This window comes from Streptomyces sp. A1136, from assembly GCF_004795055.1.
Classification (GTDB): Bacteria; Actinomycetota; Actinomycetes; order Streptomycetales; family Streptomycetaceae; genus Streptomyces.
Genome location: NZ_SSBJ01000079.1, coordinates 1 through 17,721 on the forward strand (window position 1 = coordinate 1; position 17,721 = coordinate 17,721).

Genomic DNA, 17,721 nt, shown 5'->3' on the forward strand with positions numbered 1-17,721 from the left:
GCCGGCCCCTGACAGCACTCGGTATCAGCGGAGCCAGCAACTCCCACTCGGCATCGGTCAGTTCATGGCGACGGATCACGAAAACATGATCCACCATCGAACGATTTTTTGAAGACGGACCCTAGTTGCAAACCGCGCCGCTCTGCCCCGTCATGGGCCGCAGATCCGGCGTGCCCGGAAACCACGCCCCACCACAGCGCGGGGCATTCGCATGTCACAACCCGGTCACTCCCACCACAGGCACCCCTCACTCCCGCGAGCATGACCGGATGCGCACACACCACACCGTCGCCGCCCTTGCCGCCACTGGGCTCCTCGCCCTCACCGGCTGCACGCCGAGCGAAATCAAGACCAAGCCCGACGCAGCAGCGCCCGCGCCTGCGGCCAGTAGCACACCGGCCACCAGCGCGCCCGCACAGCAGAAAGCCGCCATCGGCAGCACTCTCACTTTGAAAGGCAACACCAAGGGCGAGCAGCTAGCCGTAACCATCAAGAAGTGGGCCGATCCGGCCACCCCGGCGGACGACTTCATGAAGCCCGACGAGGGCAAGCGGTGGGTTGCCGCCCAGGTCGAAGTCACCAACACGGGCACTGCGGTCTACGACGACACGCCCGGCAACGGCATGCAGGTCGCCGACGCGGACGGGCAGCGGTTCCAAAGCTCCTTTACTGAAACGACTGCTGGCCCGCAGATGCCCGGAACCGTGAAACTCCCGGCTGGCGACAAAGCCCTCGGCTGGGTCACCTTTGAAGTCCCGAAAGACTCGAAGGTCGTCACGATCCAATTCGCCATGAACAGCGGCTTCGCCACGCAGACGGGGCAGTGGACCGTGAGCTGATACGTCGGACCTCCCCGCGCTCATTCGCCCGGACACCTGGGCCGCATACCACTTCGCACGATGGGCGCGGGGGCCTTCGTGCGTCACAACTCGATCACACGCAATCCAACACGGGCCGCGACCGGCCAGCAAGTCCCGACAAACCAGCCGGTCAGAGCAGGATTGAGCTGTGCTCCATCCGCTCGTTCGCCCGCCGGTTGCGGATCCGGTCGGACATGCCGCGCTGGAGCGGATGGAAGTGCATCGTGTGGCTGTCCGTGGCCGCGGACCGTAGGAAGTCCGGCGACGCTGCCGGAGGACTTCGCCGCGCTGCCACCGCGCCGGGGGCTTGTGCCAGGTGTAGTCGGTGTTCCACAGGCGTAGGCGTTCGGCGCAGCGGTGCCAGGGTCCGTAGCGGGTGGGCACCTTCACCCCGGCTACGTCCTGAAGGCCGAAGACCGGGTCGTCCTGGCAGCCACCCGCCGCGGTCGCATACGCACCCGACAGCGCGGACGCCGAGAAACTGGTGAAACTGGTGAGGTTGCTCACCGGGACAGCCAACCGCGTCAGCGACCGCGCCGGCTGCTCCTCGGCCACCCCGCTCGTGGCCCCGCTTCACATCGCTCCGCCGAAGCCCCGGCGCTCGGCCGTGGCCGCCGGCGTATGTGGCCTGCCTGGTTTCACCGTGCCAGGAGTCCGCCTGGAGACCGTGCAGGTCTCCGATGCCGGCTGGTCATGCGGCATGGCGACCGACGAGGGTGAGAAGGCGGCCTACGCAACTTTCTCGGTGTCCCAGGACCCGGCCGTCATCGAGGGTATCCGCAAGTCCCAAGGATTCAACGGACACGGATTCGATGCCACCCACACTTTGTCCGACTGCGCAGGCAAGGCCACCTACTTCGCCATGGAGCCCGGCCTCCGGTACACCGAATCCCTCGCCACCGGCGCACCCGCCCCGAGCGACCTCTTCAACGCCTTCACCAAGGAGGCAAGGGCCAAATTCGGTTGCCCCACACCGTAAACCCGGTGAAAGAAGCCGGACAAGCTCCGAAGCGTGGTGCGCGAAGTAGGTCGGCGGTGCGCCGCTGCACTGTTCGATGGGACAGCGAAGGGAGGCGGCCATGACGACGTGGGGACTGATCATGGAGACGACGGTCGGCTCGGGGGAGCGCAAACACACCGAGGCGTACGTGATGGCGCACGTGGAGGGCGGGCGTGAGCTGGCTCTGGCGGAGTTGGAGAGACGGGCACGCGCCTATACGCCGGAGCACCCCAGGAGCCCGAAGCGTCGCCGCCTCTTCCGCGACGGTGATGGATTACTGCTGATTGTCGACGGCGTGTGGCAGTCCCACGCCACCCGCTTCTCCGTTGCCGAACTTTTGGACGACACCGACGGTCCTGTACCAGCGGGAGGGGTCGGTGATGAGCCGGCCGCGGCTGAGGAACCGCCGGCCATGACGTCGCTGAGGACACATGAACCCCTCCCTCCGCCGTCGTTGTCGCCCGTGCTGCCGGTGGAGCGCGACGTGGACGGCGTGCCGGTGAAACCGGCATGGCTGGGACGTGACGACCTGCCGTGAGGGGAAAAGCCTTGGGCCAGGGGTTGTTAGGTCGAGCCGGCACCGGCACGGCCTCTGAGTCGACACGACGAGCATGGATAGCGAACCCGAAACCTACGGCGGCGCGGCGATGATTCAGATGATGGTCGAGGCGCAATTGCTGGGCCACCCGTATCGCCGGCGCCGCCTGCGGCTTGAAGCCCTCTTCGCCGGCTGAACGGGGATGGCGTAGCCCTGGACTGCGTATCCATTCGTTGAGGCATGTCCAACGAGAGCGTGGCCTCCGGGGTGGGGGTCGATGTTGGCGACGATCAGAACCGTGTTCGATCCCGCTCCGCTTCGAGTAGGCGGTCACCGCGTCCTTGTCGGCGTGGTGGAAGTACAGGTCGCGCAGCTGCCGCGGGGCCGGGCTTTGCCGTCAGGCGCTGTTCAGCCTGGTGATCGGCGGCGCGATGGTACGGCCCGTATGCGCGGCTTCCCGGCCGCGGGGCCGGAGCTGGAACTTCTCCGAGTCCAGGTACTCCTCACTGCCTTTCTCGCACAGCTCGTAACCGCTGTAGATGCCCCAGACGGTCGCGGCCAGCACGGCCCGCACCCCGAACGCAGGTCCCCGCCCTGCTGGAGGTAGCGTGCAGGATGTCGGGGGTGTTGGCGAAGAACGGGAACTTAGATACCCGGCGGTCGATGCGCTGGATCAGGGTCAGCCATGCTCGGGCGCTCAGCACGGTGATGGTGTCCGGGTGGCTCGGCCCGTACTCCGCTTCGAGCTGCACCTCCAGGCGGTGCGCGAGGACGACGGCGGTGGAGAGGTCCCCGGGCCCCGGCCGTCTCAAGCCTGCCCACCACGATCGTTCCCGAAGAGCACCAGACCGCGTGGTCGGCGCTGTGGGCCGCGCACGCCGCCGGCGCGGCAGTCGGGGTCGAGGGGCGCGGCAGGGTCGGGGCCGCGGGCATGGGGACGCACGCAACTTACAGGGCTGCGGCTCCCGTGCGTAGTGGGGAGCCGCAGTCACGCGGTGGCTCAGATGTGGCCGCGGCCGTAGTACTGGCCGAGCTGGTCGCGGTAGGCGGCGTCGCCGCGGTGCTGGTCCTTGTTGTACTCGGGGGAGTCCTTGATCTGGTCCTTCGTGAGGTTGACGTTGACCTTCTCTTCCTTCATGTCCACGCGCACGATCGTCCCGGCGGGGATCATGACGTGCTTGCCGAAGATCCACGGGCCGGTGTCGACGACGATGTAGGAGACGCCGACCTCCTGCGTGGCCTCATCCGCCTTGCCGATGTGCCCGTCGCTGGCCTCGACCTTGAAGCCGACCAGGCTGGTGCCGGGCGTGTAGTGCGACTCCGGGTTGTAGCTCCACATGTCAGTCACGTTGACGGGGTCTCCTTCTCGAGTGGGGTGGCCGCGCTCGTGCGGCGGGTCAGGTGTGCAGGAGGCTGTTGCGGCCGTCGTGACCGTCCGCGCCGTCCTCATCGAGCCAGTGGCCGCCGTCGGCGAGGTAGCGGAACCCGTGGCGCTGGTCCACCGGCAGGGTGACCGTGACCGCGCGGGTCCCGTCGGGGCGCTCAGCCATCGGGCGGGCGCCGGGCCGCCCGTCGTTGAACTCGCCGACCACGCTGACCTCACCGGCCGGATGGCCGGCGGGCAGGACAAACGTGATCTCGGTCCGGTTCTTTCACCGGGTGCGCTCCAGCACGACGATCTCCTCACGTCAGGGCAGTGGCTTCGCCATCCATGCCCGCTGCGCCGGTGTCGGCAGCACGGGACTTGGCCACCCGCTACCCGCTGCCACCCGGACGGCCGCACGCCCCGCCGGCGCCGCGCGCCCGCCTCGAAGGCTGCGGCTCCCCGGCAGAGACCGTCCCAGGCGGGACCCCTGCCCATGCTCCCAATGGATGCGCATATCCGGATGACGCGGCCGCACCCCGGGCCGTGGCTTACAGCCAAGGGCGCCGGGCCAGGCGTACAAGAGAGGAAGGCGCCCGAGGCGGCGGGTTCCTCCGCTCCACCAGCGGGCCGCCGACAGCCTGCCAGCCACTGCTAGATAGAGGGACATCACGTGACGACCGCGCGAGAGATCATGACGGCAGATGCCACGTGCATCGGCGCGAACGAAACGGTGCTTGAAGCCGCCAAGAAGATGACCGAGCTCGGGGTCGGGGCCCTGCCGATCTGCGGCACCGACGAGAAACTCAAGGGCATGCTCACCGACCGCGACATCGTGGTGAAGGTCCTCGGCGTCGGTAGGGACCCCGCTCAGGTCAAGGCGGGCGAACTCGCTCAGGGCGAAGCCATCACCATCAGCGCCGACGATGACGCCGAGGAAATCCTGGCCACCATGAGCAGGTACAAGGTCCGCAGGCTGCCCGTCATCGACGGCCACACCCTGGTCGGCATCGTTGCCCAGGCCGACGTCGCCCGCGCCCTGCCCGACCCCAAGGTCGGCGTCCTCCTCCAAGCCCTCTCCACCGACTGAACTGGCGGGACCCCCGGGATCGCGTGAACTGCGCGCCACATAACCCCGGGGGTACCGCAGGACCCAGCCGGGGACTTCAAGCGGGCTGGTGCGCGTCTGCCTGGCCGCGACGCGCCTGCGTGACCTTGGTCTCGGGGTCGGGAATGCCGGGGTGGCGAAACGGTTCACTACAGTGCCGCCCTGAGGAGAGGTCCTGCTCATGAGTACCCCTGCCCCGCGCCCTGTTGCCTCCCTCATCGACGTCCCGGATGTGGAGGTCTCCGACGAGGAGATCGAGGCGGCCATCGCCCTCGCGGGCACCCTCTCCGGTAGGGACCTCGGTGAGATGCACGACGAGTACCGTCAGGCGCTGGAGAAACTGATCGAGGCGAAGGCCGCTGGCTCCCGGCCCGAGCCGGTCGAGACCCCCGCCCCGGCCTCGGTGGAGGTCGTGGACCTGATGGCCATGTTGGAGAAGTCGGTCAGCGAGGCCAAAGCCTCCCGCAGCGGCGGCCCGGACGCTGCCGTCCACGACCTGCCCGCCGCCAAGAAGACCACCAAGAAGACAGCTGCGAAGAAGACGGCCGCCAAGGAGACTCCGGCGAAGAAGACAGCCGGCCGCAAACCCCGCAGCGTCTGAGAGAGGCGGCGGGCCTTCCGGCAGTGTGCGGGCTTACAAGTTGGTGCGCGATTGCCTGGGGCAACGCGTTCGGGCGGAGTGGCACTGTCGGGCGTGCTGGGTAAGGCCGAACAGAGCGCCGGTGGGATCGCGCATGACCACGTCTCCGTTGGAGTCGTGGCGAACTTCGGTCGCACCAAGCTGTCGGGCCCGGCCTTGTCCCATCATCTCTTCACCGGCCTCCAGCGCCGTCGACTCAATTCGCTGATCACCGAGTTGGCCGAGGCGTGGATGCCCGCAGAGGAGGGCCGACTGCACGAGCGTCGAGGCCGCAGCCGGTTGCGTGCGGCCGGTGCGGGACCGAATCACCAGCTGGTGTTCACCGACCGGGTCATCGCCACGCTGGTCGTCCTGCGGTTCCAGCTCCCGCACGGGGCTCTGGCCCTGCTCTACGGAGTGGACCGCTCCACGATCACCCGGGCTGTCCACGAGGTCCGTCCCCTTCTGGCCGCTCGTGGCTTTGCTGTTCCCGGGCAGGGTGACCTGCGGCTTCGCGCTCTCGCGGACGTCTTCGCCTATGAGGCGGCTGAGGATGTCGAGCTGCGGTTGGACGGTACGGAGGTCCGGGTTCGACGACCCTGGGCGAACAAGCCAGGCCGTCGCGCCTTCGTCTCGGGCAAGATGCGGCAGAACACCAAGAAGGCCACCGTCGTCACTGACGGACAGGGCCGCACCCTTTGGGGCGGGGCTTTCCGGCCCGGCCGTATGCACGACCAGACAGCCGTGAAGACCGAGGGAATCTGGGACCTGTTCGAACAGTACCCCCAGGTCAGAGAAAGGTCGACGCGGGCTACCGGGGACTTGCCAAGCAGTTCCTCGACCAGGTACAAGCACGCCGCTCAAACCGAAGAAGGGCGCCCCGCCCGAAGACATCGCCGACTGGGACGCGGGGCCCGCCATCAGCAGTCCTCGGGGCGCATCTGCGTCGAGCACGCCAACGCTGAACACAAGCAGTGGCGAACCCTCCAGTGCTACCTCGGGCGCCGCGAGTACTTCGACGAGACCTACGCGGCAGTCGCCACCCTGGCTCCGACCGCGCCGCCGAGAGATGAGCACCAAGCAGACAACCCGCCAGGCCAACACGCCCCGACCTCATTCGTGCACAGGGCCGTTAGGCAAGCCAGGGGGTGTTCCAGTCGTCGGCGCTAGGGTCCCCCGCGTTCTCGGGGTGTCCGCTGTCGCGGGGGAGAGGGCGACTGTCACCGAGCGGACGGTGGGTGACAAGGAGGGCTAGGACTCTCTGCCAGGTGCCGTCGGTGTTCCACAGGCGCAGGCGCTCCGCGCAGCGGTGCCAGGGTCCGTAGTGGGTGGGCAGGTCGTGCCAGCGTCGGCCGCCTCTCTGTTGCCACAGAATGCCGTTGACGATGGTCCGGTAGTCGGACCCGCTCGGCCCGCAGCGGGGCAGAAGGGCGCGGACCGCGTCCCATTCCCGGTCCGTGAGGTCGTCGGATTGGTTCATGCCGATTTAACGGCGTTCCGTCCTGCCGGGTACGCCTCGGCGTCCGCCCTAGCGACAGCTCTCGTAGCGTGGCGCGCACCACATACGCCCTGACCGGCCCTAGACCTGACGTCCCGGGCTCCCGGGCGACGAGACCCGACTGGTGCCGGAGTTCTGCCCGGACGACGTCTACCGGCCCGACTGTGTCATCGAGTGGGGCCGGCGGCTCCAGGACCGTCCGTGCCTCCTCGCATCGCGGCCGCCACGCCGCCAGGATGCGCACACACACGAGCCGGGTGAACCTGGAGATCCCGACCCCTCACGAACCAGGGATGGCCATGATCAAGAAGCTGCACGAGATGGGCATGCGAAGCGAGCACGCGTACATGGCAGCGTTCGCCTCGATCGGTCTTTCCATCGCCACATGGGTGACGTCCCTCAGCGTCGAACCGGGGGCCGGCATCGCTCGCGCCGACCGGTGGGGAATCTTCATTGGCGAATGGGCCCCCACCTTCTTCGGGCTTGGCCTCGCCCTCGCTCACTACGAGCAGTCGGAAGGCACCCTCCTCGCCAGCGTCAGCGACATCCCCGAAGAACGAGCGGCCATGTAGCACCTACGTCAGTCAGGCACGCCGACCCCGGACAGACGCGGGCGTGGCCGGAGGAAGCGGTCGCGCAGATTCGCTGGGGGAGCGGCGGCAAGCACCGCGCCCTGATCCGGGACGGCCGCCGCGGTCTTCCGGCACTACGAGTGCCGAGCCGTCGACAGCTGACCCCCCGTGGGTCCAGGCGGGCGGAGCCGTCGTTCATCGCGGAAACTGCAGCGCACAGCCCGGTACGGGAGCCGGCCTGCCTTTGGACGACGTGGGGGAGGCCGATCGGTACCGGGCTGTGCGCTGCGGCTGGTGAACACCTCGCGCCGACACCGCAAGCGCGCGTGTCTCACGCTGCGAAGGGGCGTGAGCATCGAAGGGTCTCCATGACTTTTCGGCGGGAACAACCAACTCACAGCCCGCCGCCTGCTCTGAGCAAGTCGCTACGGCAGGGCGGGGCCGCCACCACACCAGGTATCGGCCCCGCCTATGCGTTGGTGCCGGACGAAGGCAGGCGGAGGACCGCGACGGCCCCCGGCACCGGCGATAGAAGGGTTGCCCCACCTCAAGCGCCGGCAGCTGAGAGCTGGTCAAGGTGACGGCCCGCCTGGTCGCCGAGCATTTGGCCGCCGCCGACCCCGGACACCCATGGGAGGGCGTCACGTTCGCAGCGACCTGGAAGCCGCGACGTCCTGGACTTCGGCCTGGTCCGTCCAGAGCTGGTGGCGGAGATCAGCGCCGACCGCGCTGTGGACCGGGGCGGCGTGGTCTGCCACCGGCTGAGGTTCAAGCGGCTGCGCCTGGAGGCCGTTGCCGGGGATGTGACCCGGTTCGGGGAGGGCCGCGGTCGCGGGTTGAGGCGCCGGTCGTCATGGTGGGCGTTGCGGGGCTGCGGCACGGGCAGGGGCTCGATGGGTCTCGCCGAGCCCATTCCCGCCCGAGGGCGAGCCGCCGCAGCTGTAACCGAGATCGGAAACGAAGCGCTCTTTCAGGCCAGTGGCTGGTAGTAGGCTATGTCGTGCCAGGTGCCGAGGAACCACCAGCCGGCGGTGGTCGGCTGCGATGTCGCGATCGGGCCGGGGGTGTGGTTGAACAACGCGAGGATGACGAGTGTCAGACCGGCGGCGACACCGCCCGCTGTGGACCGCCACATCCAGTCGGGGCCGGCGGGTGCGGGCTGCGGGGCCGCGCTCCGGCCGTCTGCCGGTGCCGTGCCGGGATCCTCGTCCCGGCCGGGAACGTCTGCTGTGCTGTGACCGCCGTCCGAGGACCTGCTCGCCTGCTGATGCGCCGTTCCCGGGCTCCCGGCCTGCGTTGACACCCCGGGAATGCCTGCGGCCTGCTCCTCGATGAGCCGGCGGTTCTGTGCGCGTAGCACCGCGGCTTCGTGCTGGAGCAGGCGCACCTGTTCACGCTGTTCGCTGAGTTCCGCCTCGACCTGGTGGATGTCACGCAACGACATCCACAGGAATTGACAATTACTCGCGCCGTCCCGCCTCCCCAGGCTGGTTGGAAGTGTCGTCACTTCCAACCAGTACAACGGGCAACCCGGAAGGATCGCGGTCACAGCAGGGCAGCTGACCTCAGGAAGGCCAGAGGTCAAGGCTTACGCGTCCACCGCTGAGAAACCGGCTGGTCAGAGCTCGTGGTCGAGCCAGATCAGTGCCACTGCCGAGATGATCCGGCTGAGGCTGGTGATCGCCAACCTCGCGAGCAGCGCCATCGCGACGCTGGTCCGGTTTGCAGCTGAGCTGCCGTGTCGACGAGAGAACTTCATCGAAATCCCCCTAGGTGATGAGCGGGACCGTCCTCTTGGCGGTCCGGCGCCTGGTGAGAGGATTCCGCTTCCACTCGTCTGCCATCCGGGCGTTCCAGTAGTGCCACACGGCGTGTCGGTGAGATAGCTTCGAAGGGACCTCCGTACCACTGCGCTGGTGTGGCGCGTTGTAATTCTGGAACAGCGATGGCGTGGCTGTCGGTGTCGCCCCCGTACGGTCGTTGTATGGGCGAGCGTCAGAAAGTTCAGCAGCGAGCGCGCTTCATCGACGAGGCGTGGTGTCGGGCGCTGCGCAGGGCGGCCGAGCCGATCACACGCAAGGAGTTGGCCGCTCGAGTGGGTTTCAGCGTCGCGAAACTCCAGGAGTACCTGGCAGGGCATCGGAAGCCCAGCATGGACGACATGGTCCGGCTTGCGGACGCGCTGAACTACCCCAAGCTCAGGCTCCTGACCATGGCCGGCTACCTCGAAGGAATCGCCAATCTTCTGTCCTACATGGACCAATTGGAGGACCAGGACAGATGAACCGGCAGCTCACTGTCCAGGAGTCCCGCCACAAGCTGGCCCGGGACATCTCCCACGGCAAGCGCGGGCAGATCATGCAGGCGTACCGCGAGGGACAGGAAGACCAGCTCGGCGCGCTCGGCGTGGTCCTCAACGCCGCTGTGCTGTGGACTACCCGCTACCTGGACGCCGCCGTGACCGTGCTGCGGGCACTGCCTGCCGACCAGCGTGAGCACGACGTCCTGGACGAGGACGTGGCCCGCCTCTCCCCGCTCAAGCACGCGAACCTCAACTGCCTGGGCCGCTACAGCTTCCGGGCCTCCACACCCGCGGGTGGCACTCTGCGCCCCCTGCGCGACCCGGCCGACGCCCATGAGGACGGCGGGGAGGACCCCGCGGACGCGTTCGTCGGACGGTGACCGGCTTCTTGATAGTCGCCGGATCAGCCTGCTCAGGGCGGCGGCCCCGTCGAAGTCCGCGCCGGCCGCAAGGACTTCGGCCTCGCCACCACAGGCGTCCGTCTCGCTTGACCTCTTGCGCGTCAGTCCGGCAGCCAGTGCAGCTCGTGCGCCAGGGTTTTGGCGACGGCACGGATGCGGCGGTGTAGCGGCGACTGCTCGCGTGGGAGGACCAGATGGAACGTCAGGCTGGGCGCGCCCCGCAGCGGTCGCCAGGTGAGACCGGCCGGTTGTGCCGTGACCGTGGCTTCTCCGGCCGGGGCGAGGGTGACCCCGTCGCGCAGGTCGCGCTGAGACATGTCGAAAGAGACTGCGGGCGTCTGGAATCGGGGGTGCGGTCGGATGTCTCGGAACAGCGCGGACAGCTGATCGTGGATCACGGGGTTGGTCGCACGGTCCGGGAGTCGCAGCGGATACGCGGCCGCGTCGGCGATCTCGATCTCCGGGCGTTCGGCCAGCGAATGGTGCTGCGCCAACTGGACCCCGACGCGCGCACGCCGCAGCAGGAACCGGCATACGCCACGGCCCGGCTGTTCACCGCGGGTGATCCCGGCATCGATGCGGCCGTCGGCGACCGCGGGGGAGATGTCCGGTGTCGCCATCGGAACCGCGCCGACCCCGAGTCCGCTGTTGCCGCGAATCAGCCTGTCCACCAGCGCCGGTGCCGTCTCGGCCCCGGCGCTGAGGCTGTATCCGATGCGCAGCGTGCCCAGTTCACCGGCCGCCGCGCTCCGGGCGGTGTCCCATGCCCGGTCCAGCGCCGCCAGCGCGGGCGGCGCGGACTCCGCCAAAGCCGCACCGGCTGTGGTCAAAACGACGCTACGCGTGTCGCGGACCAGCAGGGCAGTACCGAGTTCCGCCTCCAATCGGCGCATCCGGGCGCTGAGTGCGGGCTGTGCGATACCGATCCGTGCGGCCGCACGTGTGAAGTTCAACTCCTGCGCCAGCACCAGGAAGTACCGCAGGCTCACCGTATCCGGCGCCACGTGCCCTCCCTGCCGATTGATAACGATCCGTTCTGAGTCTATCCCGTTCCGGTCTTTCCCTCGACCGCACATCGAGCCCTAACCTGCGCATATGGCGATTCAACTGACCGCAGTACCCGTCGCCGGGATCGATCGATCTGAGTGTCAATTCGAAGTCGGAAGTGTCCGGCCCAACACAGGAGGTTTCCATGGCTAAGGGCTACTGGGTCAGTGTCTACCCTGCCATTTCCGACCCTGAGGGGCTGACTGCCTACGACAAGCTGGCCGGTCCGGCTGTCCAGGCTGGGGGCGGGCGCGTCCTGTCCCGGATCCCGTCCCGTGGCGGTCGAATCGTCGCCCACGAGGGCGGAATCACGCAACGCGTCGTTCTGATCGAGTTCGACAGCTTTGAACAGGCCGTCGCGGCATACGAGAGCGAGGCGTACCAGAAGGCGCTGGTGGCTCTCCCCGACGGCTTCGAGCGCGACTTCCGCATCGTCGAAGGCATCGACTGACCGAGGTCCAGTCGGATCTTCACTGACGGCTCACAGAGCTCCAAGAGGCTCGACTCGCCGAGGTGCTTTGCAACGGCAGCTACACCCTCACCTCGCTCGGCCACGACGGCCGCCAGGCCCTGCGTTCGGTCACCGAGTGGTCGCAGCGGTGGGCTGCCGAGCTTGCCGACGCCCCGCACGCCGCCGCCGCCGAGGGTGCCAGCGCAACCGGTTCTGACAGCGGTCCCCGCGCGGGACACCTCAGATTTCCGGCCCATAACCACAGGACTGGAGACCACGGACCATGACAAAGTTCCCCTCACAGGCGGCGCGAACCGCCGTCGCCTCTGCCCTGGCCGAGGATGAGTCGGGCCAGGACATCACCACCGCGTGGAGCGTTCCCGAAGGCATGGCGGCCGTGGCCGAGATCCGCGCCCGGCAATGCGGCATCGCCGCTGGCCTTCCCGTGGTCGCGGAGGTCTTCGCCCAGGTCGACCCCGAGGTCACAGTGGAAGCGCTCGTCCCCGACGGCGCCCGGCTGACCGGCGACGATGTCCTGGTGCACCTGTCCGGCTCGGCGCGCAGCCTGATCACCGGGGAGCGTACGGCGCTGAACTTCCTGCAGCGCATGTGCGGCATCGCGACGCTCACCGACCGCTACGTCCAAGCCGTGGCCGGGACCGAGGCGCGCATCCTGGACACCCGCAAGACGGCGCCGGGCCTGCGCGCCCTGGACAAGTACGCGGTGACCGTCGGCGGCGGCCGCAACCACCGGCTCAACCTCGCGGCGATGGTGCTGCTCAAGGAGAACCACATCGCCGCGGTAGGCGGCGTGACCACCGCGATCGACGCGGTCCGGCGCGGGATGGCGCGCACCGGGCAGAAGATGGAGACCGATGTCGAGGTGCAGACCGTGGCGCAGGCCGTTGAGGCCCTCGATGCCGGGGCCAGCTGGATCATGCTCGACAACATGCCGGTGGCCGACATCGAAATGGTCGTGAAAATCCGGGCCGAGCGTGCCGACGCCTCCCGGATCCTGCTGGAGGCCTCGGGCACCGTCCGTCTGGACAGCGTCCGCGCCATCGCCGAGACGGGAGTCGACCTCATCTCGGTCGGCGCTTTGACGCACAGCGCGCCCGCGCTGGACCTGACGATGCTGCTGACGACCGACCCGGTGCCATGCCCGAGGTAGTGGTCATTGACGCGTGTCAGCGGCAGGGCCGGGGCGGCAGCCCGACCGCTGTTCTCGACGAGGCGTCGTTCACCGACGAGGAGCGATGCCGCATGCCCGGGGAACTTGGCACTTCGCACGCCGTCTTCATCCGTGCCACCGGAGTTGAGCGCGGCCGTCCCTCGTATTCGCTCCGGTTCTTCACCGCCGAAGGTGAACTGCCTGCCTGCGGCCACGGCACCGTCGCGGCCCTGGCGCTGCTCGCCATACGCGAAGGTGGCAGCGACCACCACGCCGTGCTGTGTACGACGAGCCGCAGCTTCGAAGGCTGGGCCATCCGAAACCGCGACAGCGTCGTTCGACCGGGCCCGGTGAACCTGCGCGTCGCCCAGGCACCCGAGCTAAGGGCAGTCACAGCCGGCCTCGGCGTGGCTGACGAAGCCGTCGTCGGCAACGCCTGCCCGGCCTCGAATGAGCGGCCGAGGCTTCTCCTGCCAGTCCGATCGCGCGCTGCGTTGGCCGACCTCTCCCCAGACTTTGCCCTGCTACGTGCCGCCTGCGACCGCTACGGCCTGTTGGGCTGCTACGCCTACTCGATCCCGGACCGGCACGGCCGGGCAGCCGCTCGGATGTTTGCCCCGTCGATCGGCATCCCCGAGGACATCGCCAACGCCAACAGCACAACCTGCCTGGCCGCCCACCTGCTCGATACGACAGGGGCGCAGACGGTCGCGATCGAGGTGGAGCAGGGCGACACCCTCGGTCGACCGGCCAGCGTGCTCGCTTCGGCCCGACGCGGGCCGGCGGGCATCACGACCCGGGTCGGCGGGGGAGCGGTGGTCCGCGACGGACACTGAGGCGACGACTGGACCGTCCTCTTCTGCGATCCGCGCATGGGGCTGGGGCTGTCCGCTGCGATCAAGCGTTGGCATCGGTGGCGGCCGCAGCCCGACCGACGTACCGAGCCAGGGCCGGTCGAGACGATGACCGGATCACCGGAAGGACGGCGGCCCGAACAAGAACAAAAGGGAGACCACAAGTAAGTACGAGTCGCACCAGTACGACGTGATCGGCCATCAACCCCGAGCCCTTCCCACAGATGTCGCCGGACCTGGCCGAGCTCTTCGAGGACGGACACTGATGTACGAGGTCCGCGACTCTCACAAATGGCCGGTTGCGAGAGTTCTGCGAGAGCCCCCGAGTCGATCACGTTTCCACAGGTCACGATTCGCAGAAGTCCGCAGGGATACCCGCCACCTAAAGATCATCTACTTAGCGCTAACGGCTGTTCCGTTGTTCCTACCGACGCCAATTGCATCGGATGCGAATACGCGACACTCAGCCTGGAAGCGGGTCCGAGACCGCGCGGAGACGACCCCATCAGGGACGTTGGCCTCGGAAGCACGGTAGCGGTTGCAGCGCGGAGTGTCCGCAGACCTCACTCCATCGAGCGATTGAACTGCGTAGACGCCCCCGAGTCGCATCTGATGCGAAATTCTCGCGTCAGATGCGATAGACGGAGATTGATGGCAGATGGGTGGGGATGGCCTTGTTCCAGGTTCTGCTCGGCTGCACCTGATCGACGGTCTGCCGCTGCTGCGGCCGGCCAGGTCGTCGTCGATTTTCACGTACAACGCGGTGAGGAGGGCGTCCAGGCCGGTTTGCACTGGACGATCCTGGACGCCCTGCGTGCCTCGCTCCCGGGGCGGACTGGGCAAGTGCCTACTCCTGGTGAGCGGTGCTGTGTTGTGCAGTGTGCCGTTCGTAGAAGACGGTGTGCTCCAGGGTGCGCCGGCCGGGATGGAGCCGTTCCTCTGCCGGGTAGCCGACGGACACGAGCAAGGCGATGGCCAGGTCATCGCGGCCGTCGATCCCGATTACCTTCTTCACCTTGTCCTCGTCCCAGCCGTTCATCGGCGAGGTGGCCAGGCCCATCTCGGTGGCGGCGAGCATCACGAACGAGGCGGCGATCATCGCGTCCTTGACCGCGTATTCGCGGAGCAGGCCGCGCTGGTCGAGGTCCTCCTGGAAGGCTGTCGATGCCGCGGAGAACATGGTGATGAAGTCGTCGCTCCATGCCCCGGCCCGCCGGGCCTGGTCGTAGATGTCGCTGTGGTCATCGCGCCAGGACTGCGGCTCAGCGACGAAGACCAGGACCACGGGAGCTTCCTGCGGTTGCGGCTGTCCGCCGGTGGCCCAGGAGAGCCCTTCACGTCCCTCGTCGCCGGTCACGACGACGATCGACCGGTCCTGGAGGTTCCAACTGGTAGGTGCTTCGACGGCGAGCTCAAGCAGCGCGGAGAGGGCGACCTCGGGAATCGGATCAGGCCGGTAGTGGCGCACGGTGCGGCGGGTGCGGATCGCGTCCGCGACGGAGAGTGTCTGGTTCGTCATGTCACTTACTATTGGAGAGTCACTCTCCGATCGGAAGAGGGCACCTTTTTGTGCGTTACTCTCCCATCATGAAGACTGTGGTGGATTCCTCCGCGCTGCCCGCCGACGCCTACTCCGCGAAATGTCCGACGCGCCAGGTCCTCGACCACATCGCTGGCAAGTGGACGATCCTGGTCGTCGACGCCCTTCTGCAAGGCACCATGCGCTACACCGACTTGAGCCGACGTATCGAAGGCGTCTCACAGAAGATGCTCACCCAGACCCTGCGCAGCCTTGAAGCAGACGGCTTCGTCACCCGTACGGTGCACCCGACTATCCCGCCACGTGTCGAGTACGACCTCACCACGCTCGGACGGAGCCTGGCTGAACCCATCACCGCGCTCCGGCAATGGACGGAAACCCACATCAACGAGATCGAACAGGCCCGAACCCGCATCATCGCTGAAGCACAGACCCACTGACTCGTTCCGAATTCATCGCGGTGACTTCCCACCCGGACATAGGACTTGTTCGTCTAGGCCGTCACGGTCGAGTCCGGGTGAGGTGAAGACGAGGTGCTGGCAGCAGTCGCTCCCTGCCCGCCCCCGTTTGACTCGGAGCGGATGGTGGTGGGGAACCGGTTCTGCCGTGGCTCGTTGAAGGGGCTGGGATGCACACCCCTCCCCGGGTACCCCGAGCTCTCGGGGCGGGGCCCCTTGTTCTCGCGGGTCAGGCCCGGTGCCCAGCATGCCGGGGGCAGTACCGCCGGGCCGCCCCAAGCCGGGTATGTCGCGCCACGGCCGTGCCGTCAGCGGGTCAATCGGAGGCGACCTGGGCCAGGCGAGCGGTCGTCCAGGTGAAGTGGTTGGCGGAGTTGCGGAGGGAGTAGCGACCGTCGTTGATCAGGTAGCCGTCCTCGGCTGTGGACCAGTCGTGGGGCCGCACTGCCCCTGATGGTCGAGGAGCGTTGCAGCGAGCCGCTTGGGCGCCTCGACGCGGGGTGCGGGCGCGCAGCGCCGCAGTTACGCGCTCGACGGCGTAATCCGGTACGGCGTCGTCGCCGAATGCCTGGAAACAGGAGCAGTAGTCGGTAGTGGGGGCCAGCGAGAAGTGCTGGCCTCCATGGCGAGGGCCACGCCGCCGGCACCGGTCTCGGCCAACTGGCCGCCGCTGTTGCTGGGACTGGTGCCGCTGCCACTGCCAGTGTGGTCAGCGATCGGCGTGGTGGTGCCACCGTCAGGCTTCGGGTTGTTGATGCTCCCGCTTCCCTTTCCGCCTGCCTCCACCGCTACCGCTGGTGAAGGCCTTGTGTCGATCGAGTACCAGCGCGAGCGCATGCAGGTCCCTTACAGCCCTGAATCCGAAGCAGCTCGCACGGGTTGTTGATCGGTGTGGCGGTCTACTCGGTGTTGTGGAAGGTCACTGTGCTCAGCCGCACGTCCACTGCTGCGGCTGCTGCTGAAAATGGCCGCCGCTGCTGCCCGCGATGATATTGCCGTACCGGTCACGCTGCTCGGCGCCGCCCGGCACCCACACCGGCGGCGGCTGCTTCCACCCACAATGCTGTCCCTGCTCCTGTTGCCGTGAGGGCGCCGCAGGGGCATCAGGGCACATGGCCCCCGTCACGCCGCAGGCGTGCATCCCGGGCGGTTGCGATGCACCGTCAGGTGCGGTGGCCACCCCCAGTGCGTATCCGGCTCCGGCACATACGGCGCCGACAACGGCGAGGATCAGGACGCGGCGCCGGCGCTGAGGGCGCTCGAATATCGCGTCGACGGGGGCGTGATCGGGCATGGGTGGTATGTCAGTGTGGGCGGAGGTGGTCACAGCGTCTCCTTGTGATCGGTGGGCGGAGCCTACTCAGTTCACTTGTTGACGTAGCGGGTCCCAGCTGCCGCCGAGCCGGTCGACAATGCGTTCCGAGCCGGCTCGCCTGCGGACACCGCCAGCGCGTGCGGGTACGCGGCGGCCTTGAGATGCCTCCCGACGCACGCGAGCAAATAAAAAACCCTGGGTGACCGGCGGTTGAGCCCCACGCACCCCGTCCACTGAGGGCCACGACCCGGCGTGCCTCAATCCTGTTGCTGCACCGCGTCGTAGGCCACCTGAACCCACTGGTCGAGCCTGTCGAGGACCTCGGCACCGGTCAGATTCGGCTCAGCGGCGATCAGCTCGCGCGGCCGCACCGCAGACAGGAGGACTTGCGGACACCGGTGACACCGGTACCTGGACCAAAAACCGTCTGCCGGGCCTGGGAAGAAGGGGGCGGCGGGGCGCGACGAAAGTGGAACCGGTGGAGGTGGCTTGCGAGCTTGACTTTGCCGTTGCGTCAACTTCTACGGTCGTGTGTGGCCGGAGGGTCCGGTCGGGATGGGAGTCGGTGATGGCCTGGTCGATCGCGGAGGTGGCCCGGATGTCGGGTGTGACGTCGCGGACGCT

The 17,721-nt window shown here is 67.9% G+C and carries 22 protein-coding genes and 2 pseudogenes; 14 read left to right on the forward strand and 10 right to left on the reverse strand.

Features of this window, described 5'->3' with window-relative positions; genetic code table 11:
* Positions 1 to 269 precede the first annotated feature (269 nt).
* From E6R62_RS36755 to E6R62_RS41975, 4 genes are all read left to right on the forward strand, one after another.
* Entirely contained in the window at positions 270 to 839 is a 570-nt protein-coding gene (locus E6R62_RS36755; protein WP_136217797.1) for a DUF4352 domain-containing protein, read from the forward strand.
* A gap of 664 nt (positions 840 to 1,503) precedes the next feature.
* A complete protein-coding gene (locus tag E6R62_RS36765) occupies positions 1,504 to 1,839 on the forward strand; it encodes a hypothetical protein (protein ID WP_136217799.1) in 336 nt (111 codons plus the stop codon).
* Between the two features lie 100 nt (positions 1,840 to 1,939).
* The gene (locus tag E6R62_RS36770; protein ID WP_136217800.1) at positions 1,940 to 2,398 is read left to right on the forward strand and encodes a hypothetical protein; all 459 of its coding nucleotides are present in this window, start codon (positions 1,940 to 1,942) and stop codon (positions 2,396 to 2,398) included.
* A gap of 73 nt (positions 2,399 to 2,471) precedes the next feature.
* On the forward strand, positions 2,472 to 2,594 hold the full coding sequence (locus E6R62_RS41975) for a hypothetical protein (protein ID WP_276615685.1): 123 nt from the start codon (positions 2,472 to 2,474) through the stop codon (positions 2,592 to 2,594).
* Between the two features lie 37 nt (positions 2,595 to 2,631).
* Here E6R62_RS41975 and E6R62_RS36775 read toward each other — a convergent pair.
* From E6R62_RS36775 to E6R62_RS36785, 3 genes and pseudogenes are all read right to left on the reverse strand, one after another.
* A pseudogene (locus E6R62_RS36775) lies at positions 2,632 to 3,036 on the reverse strand (alpha-1,4-glucan--maltose-1-phosphate maltosyltransferase); the annotation flags it as partial.
* Positions 3,037 to 3,398: 362 nt separating this feature from the next.
* The gene (locus E6R62_RS36780; protein WP_206308962.1) at positions 3,399 to 3,737 is read right to left on the reverse strand and encodes a PRC-barrel domain-containing protein; all 339 of its coding nucleotides are present in this window, start codon (positions 3,735 to 3,737) and stop codon (positions 3,399 to 3,401) included.
* 58 nt (positions 3,738 to 3,795) lie between these two features.
* The gene (locus tag E6R62_RS36785) at positions 3,796 to 3,990 is read right to left on the reverse strand and encodes a hypothetical protein (protein WP_240802118.1); all 195 of its coding nucleotides are present in this window, start codon (positions 3,988 to 3,990) and stop codon (positions 3,796 to 3,798) included.
* A 444-nt stretch (positions 3,991 to 4,434) separates the two neighbouring features.
* On the opposite strand from E6R62_RS36785, the gene E6R62_RS36790 reads away from it, so the two are divergent.
* The 3 genes from E6R62_RS36790 to E6R62_RS36800 all read left to right on the forward strand — a co-directional run bounded on the left by E6R62_RS36790 (position 4,435) and on the right by E6R62_RS36800 (position 6,658).
* On the forward strand, positions 4,435 to 4,851 hold the full coding sequence (locus E6R62_RS36790; protein WP_240802119.1) for a CBS domain-containing protein: 417 nt from the start codon (positions 4,435 to 4,437) through the stop codon (positions 4,849 to 4,851).
* A gap of 199 nt (positions 4,852 to 5,050) precedes the next feature.
* Positions 5,051 to 5,470: a hypothetical protein gene (locus E6R62_RS36795; RefSeq protein WP_136217802.1), complete on the forward strand. Its 420-nt coding sequence runs from the start codon at positions 5,051 to 5,053 to the stop codon at positions 5,468 to 5,470.
* Positions 5,471 to 5,626: 156 nt separating this feature from the next.
* Positions 5,627 to 6,658: a transposase gene (locus E6R62_RS36800; protein ID WP_240802120.1), complete on the forward strand. Its 1,032-nt coding sequence runs from the start codon at positions 5,627 to 5,629 to the stop codon at positions 6,656 to 6,658.
* Here E6R62_RS36800 and E6R62_RS36805 read toward each other — a convergent pair.
* On the reverse strand, positions 6,621 to 6,968 hold the full coding sequence (locus E6R62_RS36805) for a transposase (RefSeq protein ID WP_136217803.1): 348 nt from the start codon (positions 6,966 to 6,968) through the stop codon (positions 6,621 to 6,623). The genes E6R62_RS36800 and E6R62_RS36805 overlap by 38 nt on opposite strands.
* A 317-nt stretch (positions 6,969 to 7,285) precedes the next feature.
* Between E6R62_RS36805 and E6R62_RS36810 the strand changes: the two genes are divergently transcribed.
* The gene (locus E6R62_RS36810; RefSeq protein WP_136217804.1) at positions 7,286 to 7,558 is read left to right on the forward strand and encodes a hypothetical protein; all 273 of its coding nucleotides are present in this window, start codon (positions 7,286 to 7,288) and stop codon (positions 7,556 to 7,558) included.
* 970 nt (positions 7,559 to 8,528) lie between these two features.
* On the opposite strand, the gene E6R62_RS36815 is transcribed toward E6R62_RS36810, so the two are convergent.
* On the reverse strand, positions 8,529 to 9,002 hold the full coding sequence (locus E6R62_RS36815; RefSeq protein ID WP_136217805.1) for a hypothetical protein: 474 nt from the start codon (positions 9,000 to 9,002) through the stop codon (positions 8,529 to 8,531).
* Between the two features lie 174 nt (positions 9,003 to 9,176).
* Positions 9,177 to 9,317 (reverse strand): hypothetical protein, encoded by a 141-nt coding sequence (locus E6R62_RS40065; protein ID WP_168714303.1) that lies wholly within the window; start codon positions 9,315 to 9,317, stop codon positions 9,177 to 9,179.
* 225 nt (positions 9,318 to 9,542) lie between these two features.
* Between E6R62_RS40065 and E6R62_RS36820 the strand changes: the two genes are divergently transcribed.
* A complete protein-coding gene (locus tag E6R62_RS36820) occupies positions 9,543 to 9,842 on the forward strand; it encodes a helix-turn-helix transcriptional regulator (RefSeq protein ID WP_168714304.1) in 300 nt (99 codons plus the stop codon).
* Positions 9,839 to 10,240, forward strand: a pseudogene (locus tag E6R62_RS36825) (Tn3 family transposase); the annotation flags it as partial. The gene E6R62_RS36820 and the pseudogene E6R62_RS36825, both read left to right, overlap by 4 nt.
* Positions 10,241 to 10,362: 122 nt before the next feature.
* Here E6R62_RS36825 and E6R62_RS36830 read toward each other — a convergent pair.
* The gene (locus E6R62_RS36830; protein ID WP_136217807.1) at positions 10,363 to 11,265 is read right to left on the reverse strand and encodes a LysR family transcriptional regulator; all 903 of its coding nucleotides are present in this window, start codon (positions 11,263 to 11,265) and stop codon (positions 10,363 to 10,365) included.
* Between the two features lie 188 nt (positions 11,266 to 11,453).
* On the opposite strand from E6R62_RS36830, the gene E6R62_RS36835 reads away from it, so the two are divergent.
* From E6R62_RS36835 to E6R62_RS36845, 3 genes are all read left to right on the forward strand, one after another.
* Positions 11,454 to 11,759 (forward strand): DUF1330 domain-containing protein, encoded by a 306-nt coding sequence (locus E6R62_RS36835; protein WP_136217808.1) that lies wholly within the window; start codon positions 11,454 to 11,456, stop codon positions 11,757 to 11,759.
* 283 nt (positions 11,760 to 12,042) lie between these two features.
* Entirely contained in the window at positions 12,043 to 12,930 is an 888-nt protein-coding gene (gene nadC, locus E6R62_RS36840; RefSeq protein WP_136217809.1) for a carboxylating nicotinate-nucleotide diphosphorylase, read from the forward strand.
* Positions 12,918 to 13,766: a PhzF family phenazine biosynthesis protein gene (locus E6R62_RS36845; protein ID WP_136217810.1), complete on the forward strand. Its 849-nt coding sequence runs from the start codon at positions 12,918 to 12,920 to the stop codon at positions 13,764 to 13,766. Before nadC ends, E6R62_RS36845 begins: the two co-directional genes overlap by 13 nt.
* Before the next feature lie 865 nt (positions 13,767 to 14,631).
* Here the strand turns inward: E6R62_RS36845 and E6R62_RS36850 are convergent.
* Positions 14,632 to 15,303: a nitroreductase family protein gene (locus E6R62_RS36850; protein WP_136217811.1), complete on the reverse strand. Its 672-nt coding sequence runs from the start codon at positions 15,301 to 15,303 to the stop codon at positions 14,632 to 14,634.
* A 68-nt stretch (positions 15,304 to 15,371) separates the two neighbouring features.
* On the opposite strand from E6R62_RS36850, the gene E6R62_RS36855 reads away from it, so the two are divergent.
* The gene (locus tag E6R62_RS36855; RefSeq protein WP_136217812.1) at positions 15,372 to 15,764 is read left to right on the forward strand and encodes a helix-turn-helix domain-containing protein; all 393 of its coding nucleotides are present in this window, start codon (positions 15,372 to 15,374) and stop codon (positions 15,762 to 15,764) included.
* Positions 15,765 to 16,098: 334 nt separating this feature from the next.
* Here E6R62_RS36855 and E6R62_RS41980 read toward each other — a convergent pair whose 3' ends face one another.
* Both E6R62_RS41980 and E6R62_RS36865 read right to left on the reverse strand, forming a co-directional pair.
* Entirely contained in the window at positions 16,099 to 16,227 is a 129-nt protein-coding gene (locus E6R62_RS41980; protein WP_276615684.1) for a hypothetical protein, read from the reverse strand.
* 483 nt (positions 16,228 to 16,710) lie between these two features.
* The gene (locus E6R62_RS36865; protein WP_136217814.1) at positions 16,711 to 17,076 is read right to left on the reverse strand and encodes a hypothetical protein; all 366 of its coding nucleotides are present in this window, start codon (positions 17,074 to 17,076) and stop codon (positions 16,711 to 16,713) included.
* Positions 17,077 to 17,721: the final 645 nt, after the last annotated feature.

Coding starts and splice junctions, on each gene's coding strand:
- E6R62_RS36755 (WP_136217797.1), top strand. CDS start 270: ATGCGCACACACCACACCGTCGCCGCCCTTGCCGCCACTGGGCTCCTC.
- E6R62_RS36770 (WP_136217800.1), top strand. CDS start 1,940: ATGACGACGTGGGGACTGATCATGGAGACGACGGTCGGCTCGGGGGAG.
- E6R62_RS41975 (WP_276615685.1), top strand. CDS start 2,472: ATGGATAGCGAACCCGAAACCTACGGCGGCGCGGCGATGATTCAGATG.
- E6R62_RS36780 (WP_206308962.1), bottom strand. CDS start 3,737: ATGTGGAGCTACAACCCGGAGTCGCACTACACGCCCGGCACCAGCCTG.
- E6R62_RS36795 (WP_136217802.1), top strand. CDS start 5,051: ATGAGTACCCCTGCCCCGCGCCCTGTTGCCTCCCTCATCGACGTCCCG.
- E6R62_RS36805 (WP_136217803.1), bottom strand. CDS start 6,968: ATGAACCAATCCGACGACCTCACGGACCGGGAATGGGACGCGGTCCGC.
- E6R62_RS36810 (WP_136217804.1), top strand. CDS start 7,286: ATGATCAAGAAGCTGCACGAGATGGGCATGCGAAGCGAGCACGCGTAC.
- E6R62_RS36815 (WP_136217805.1), bottom strand. CDS start 9,002: ATGTCGTTGCGTGACATCCACCAGGTCGAGGCGGAACTCAGCGAACAG.
- E6R62_RS40065 (WP_168714303.1), bottom strand. CDS start 9,317: ATGAAGTTCTCTCGTCGACACGGCAGCTCAGCTGCAAACCGGACCAGC.
- E6R62_RS36820 (WP_168714304.1), top strand. CDS start 9,543: ATGGGCGAGCGTCAGAAAGTTCAGCAGCGAGCGCGCTTCATCGACGAG.
- E6R62_RS36835 (WP_136217808.1), top strand. CDS start 11,454: ATGGCTAAGGGCTACTGGGTCAGTGTCTACCCTGCCATTTCCGACCCT.
- nadC (WP_136217809.1), top strand. CDS start 12,043: ATGACAAAGTTCCCCTCACAGGCGGCGCGAACCGCCGTCGCCTCTGCC.
- E6R62_RS36845 (WP_136217810.1), top strand. CDS start 12,918: ATGCCCGAGGTAGTGGTCATTGACGCGTGTCAGCGGCAGGGCCGGGGC.
- E6R62_RS36850 (WP_136217811.1), bottom strand. CDS start 15,303: ATGACGAACCAGACACTCTCCGTCGCGGACGCGATCCGCACCCGCCGC.
- E6R62_RS36855 (WP_136217812.1), top strand. CDS start 15,372: ATGAAGACTGTGGTGGATTCCTCCGCGCTGCCCGCCGACGCCTACTCC.
- E6R62_RS36865 (WP_136217814.1), bottom strand. CDS start 17,076: ATGCCCGATCACGCCCCCGTCGACGCGATATTCGAGCGCCCTCAGCGC.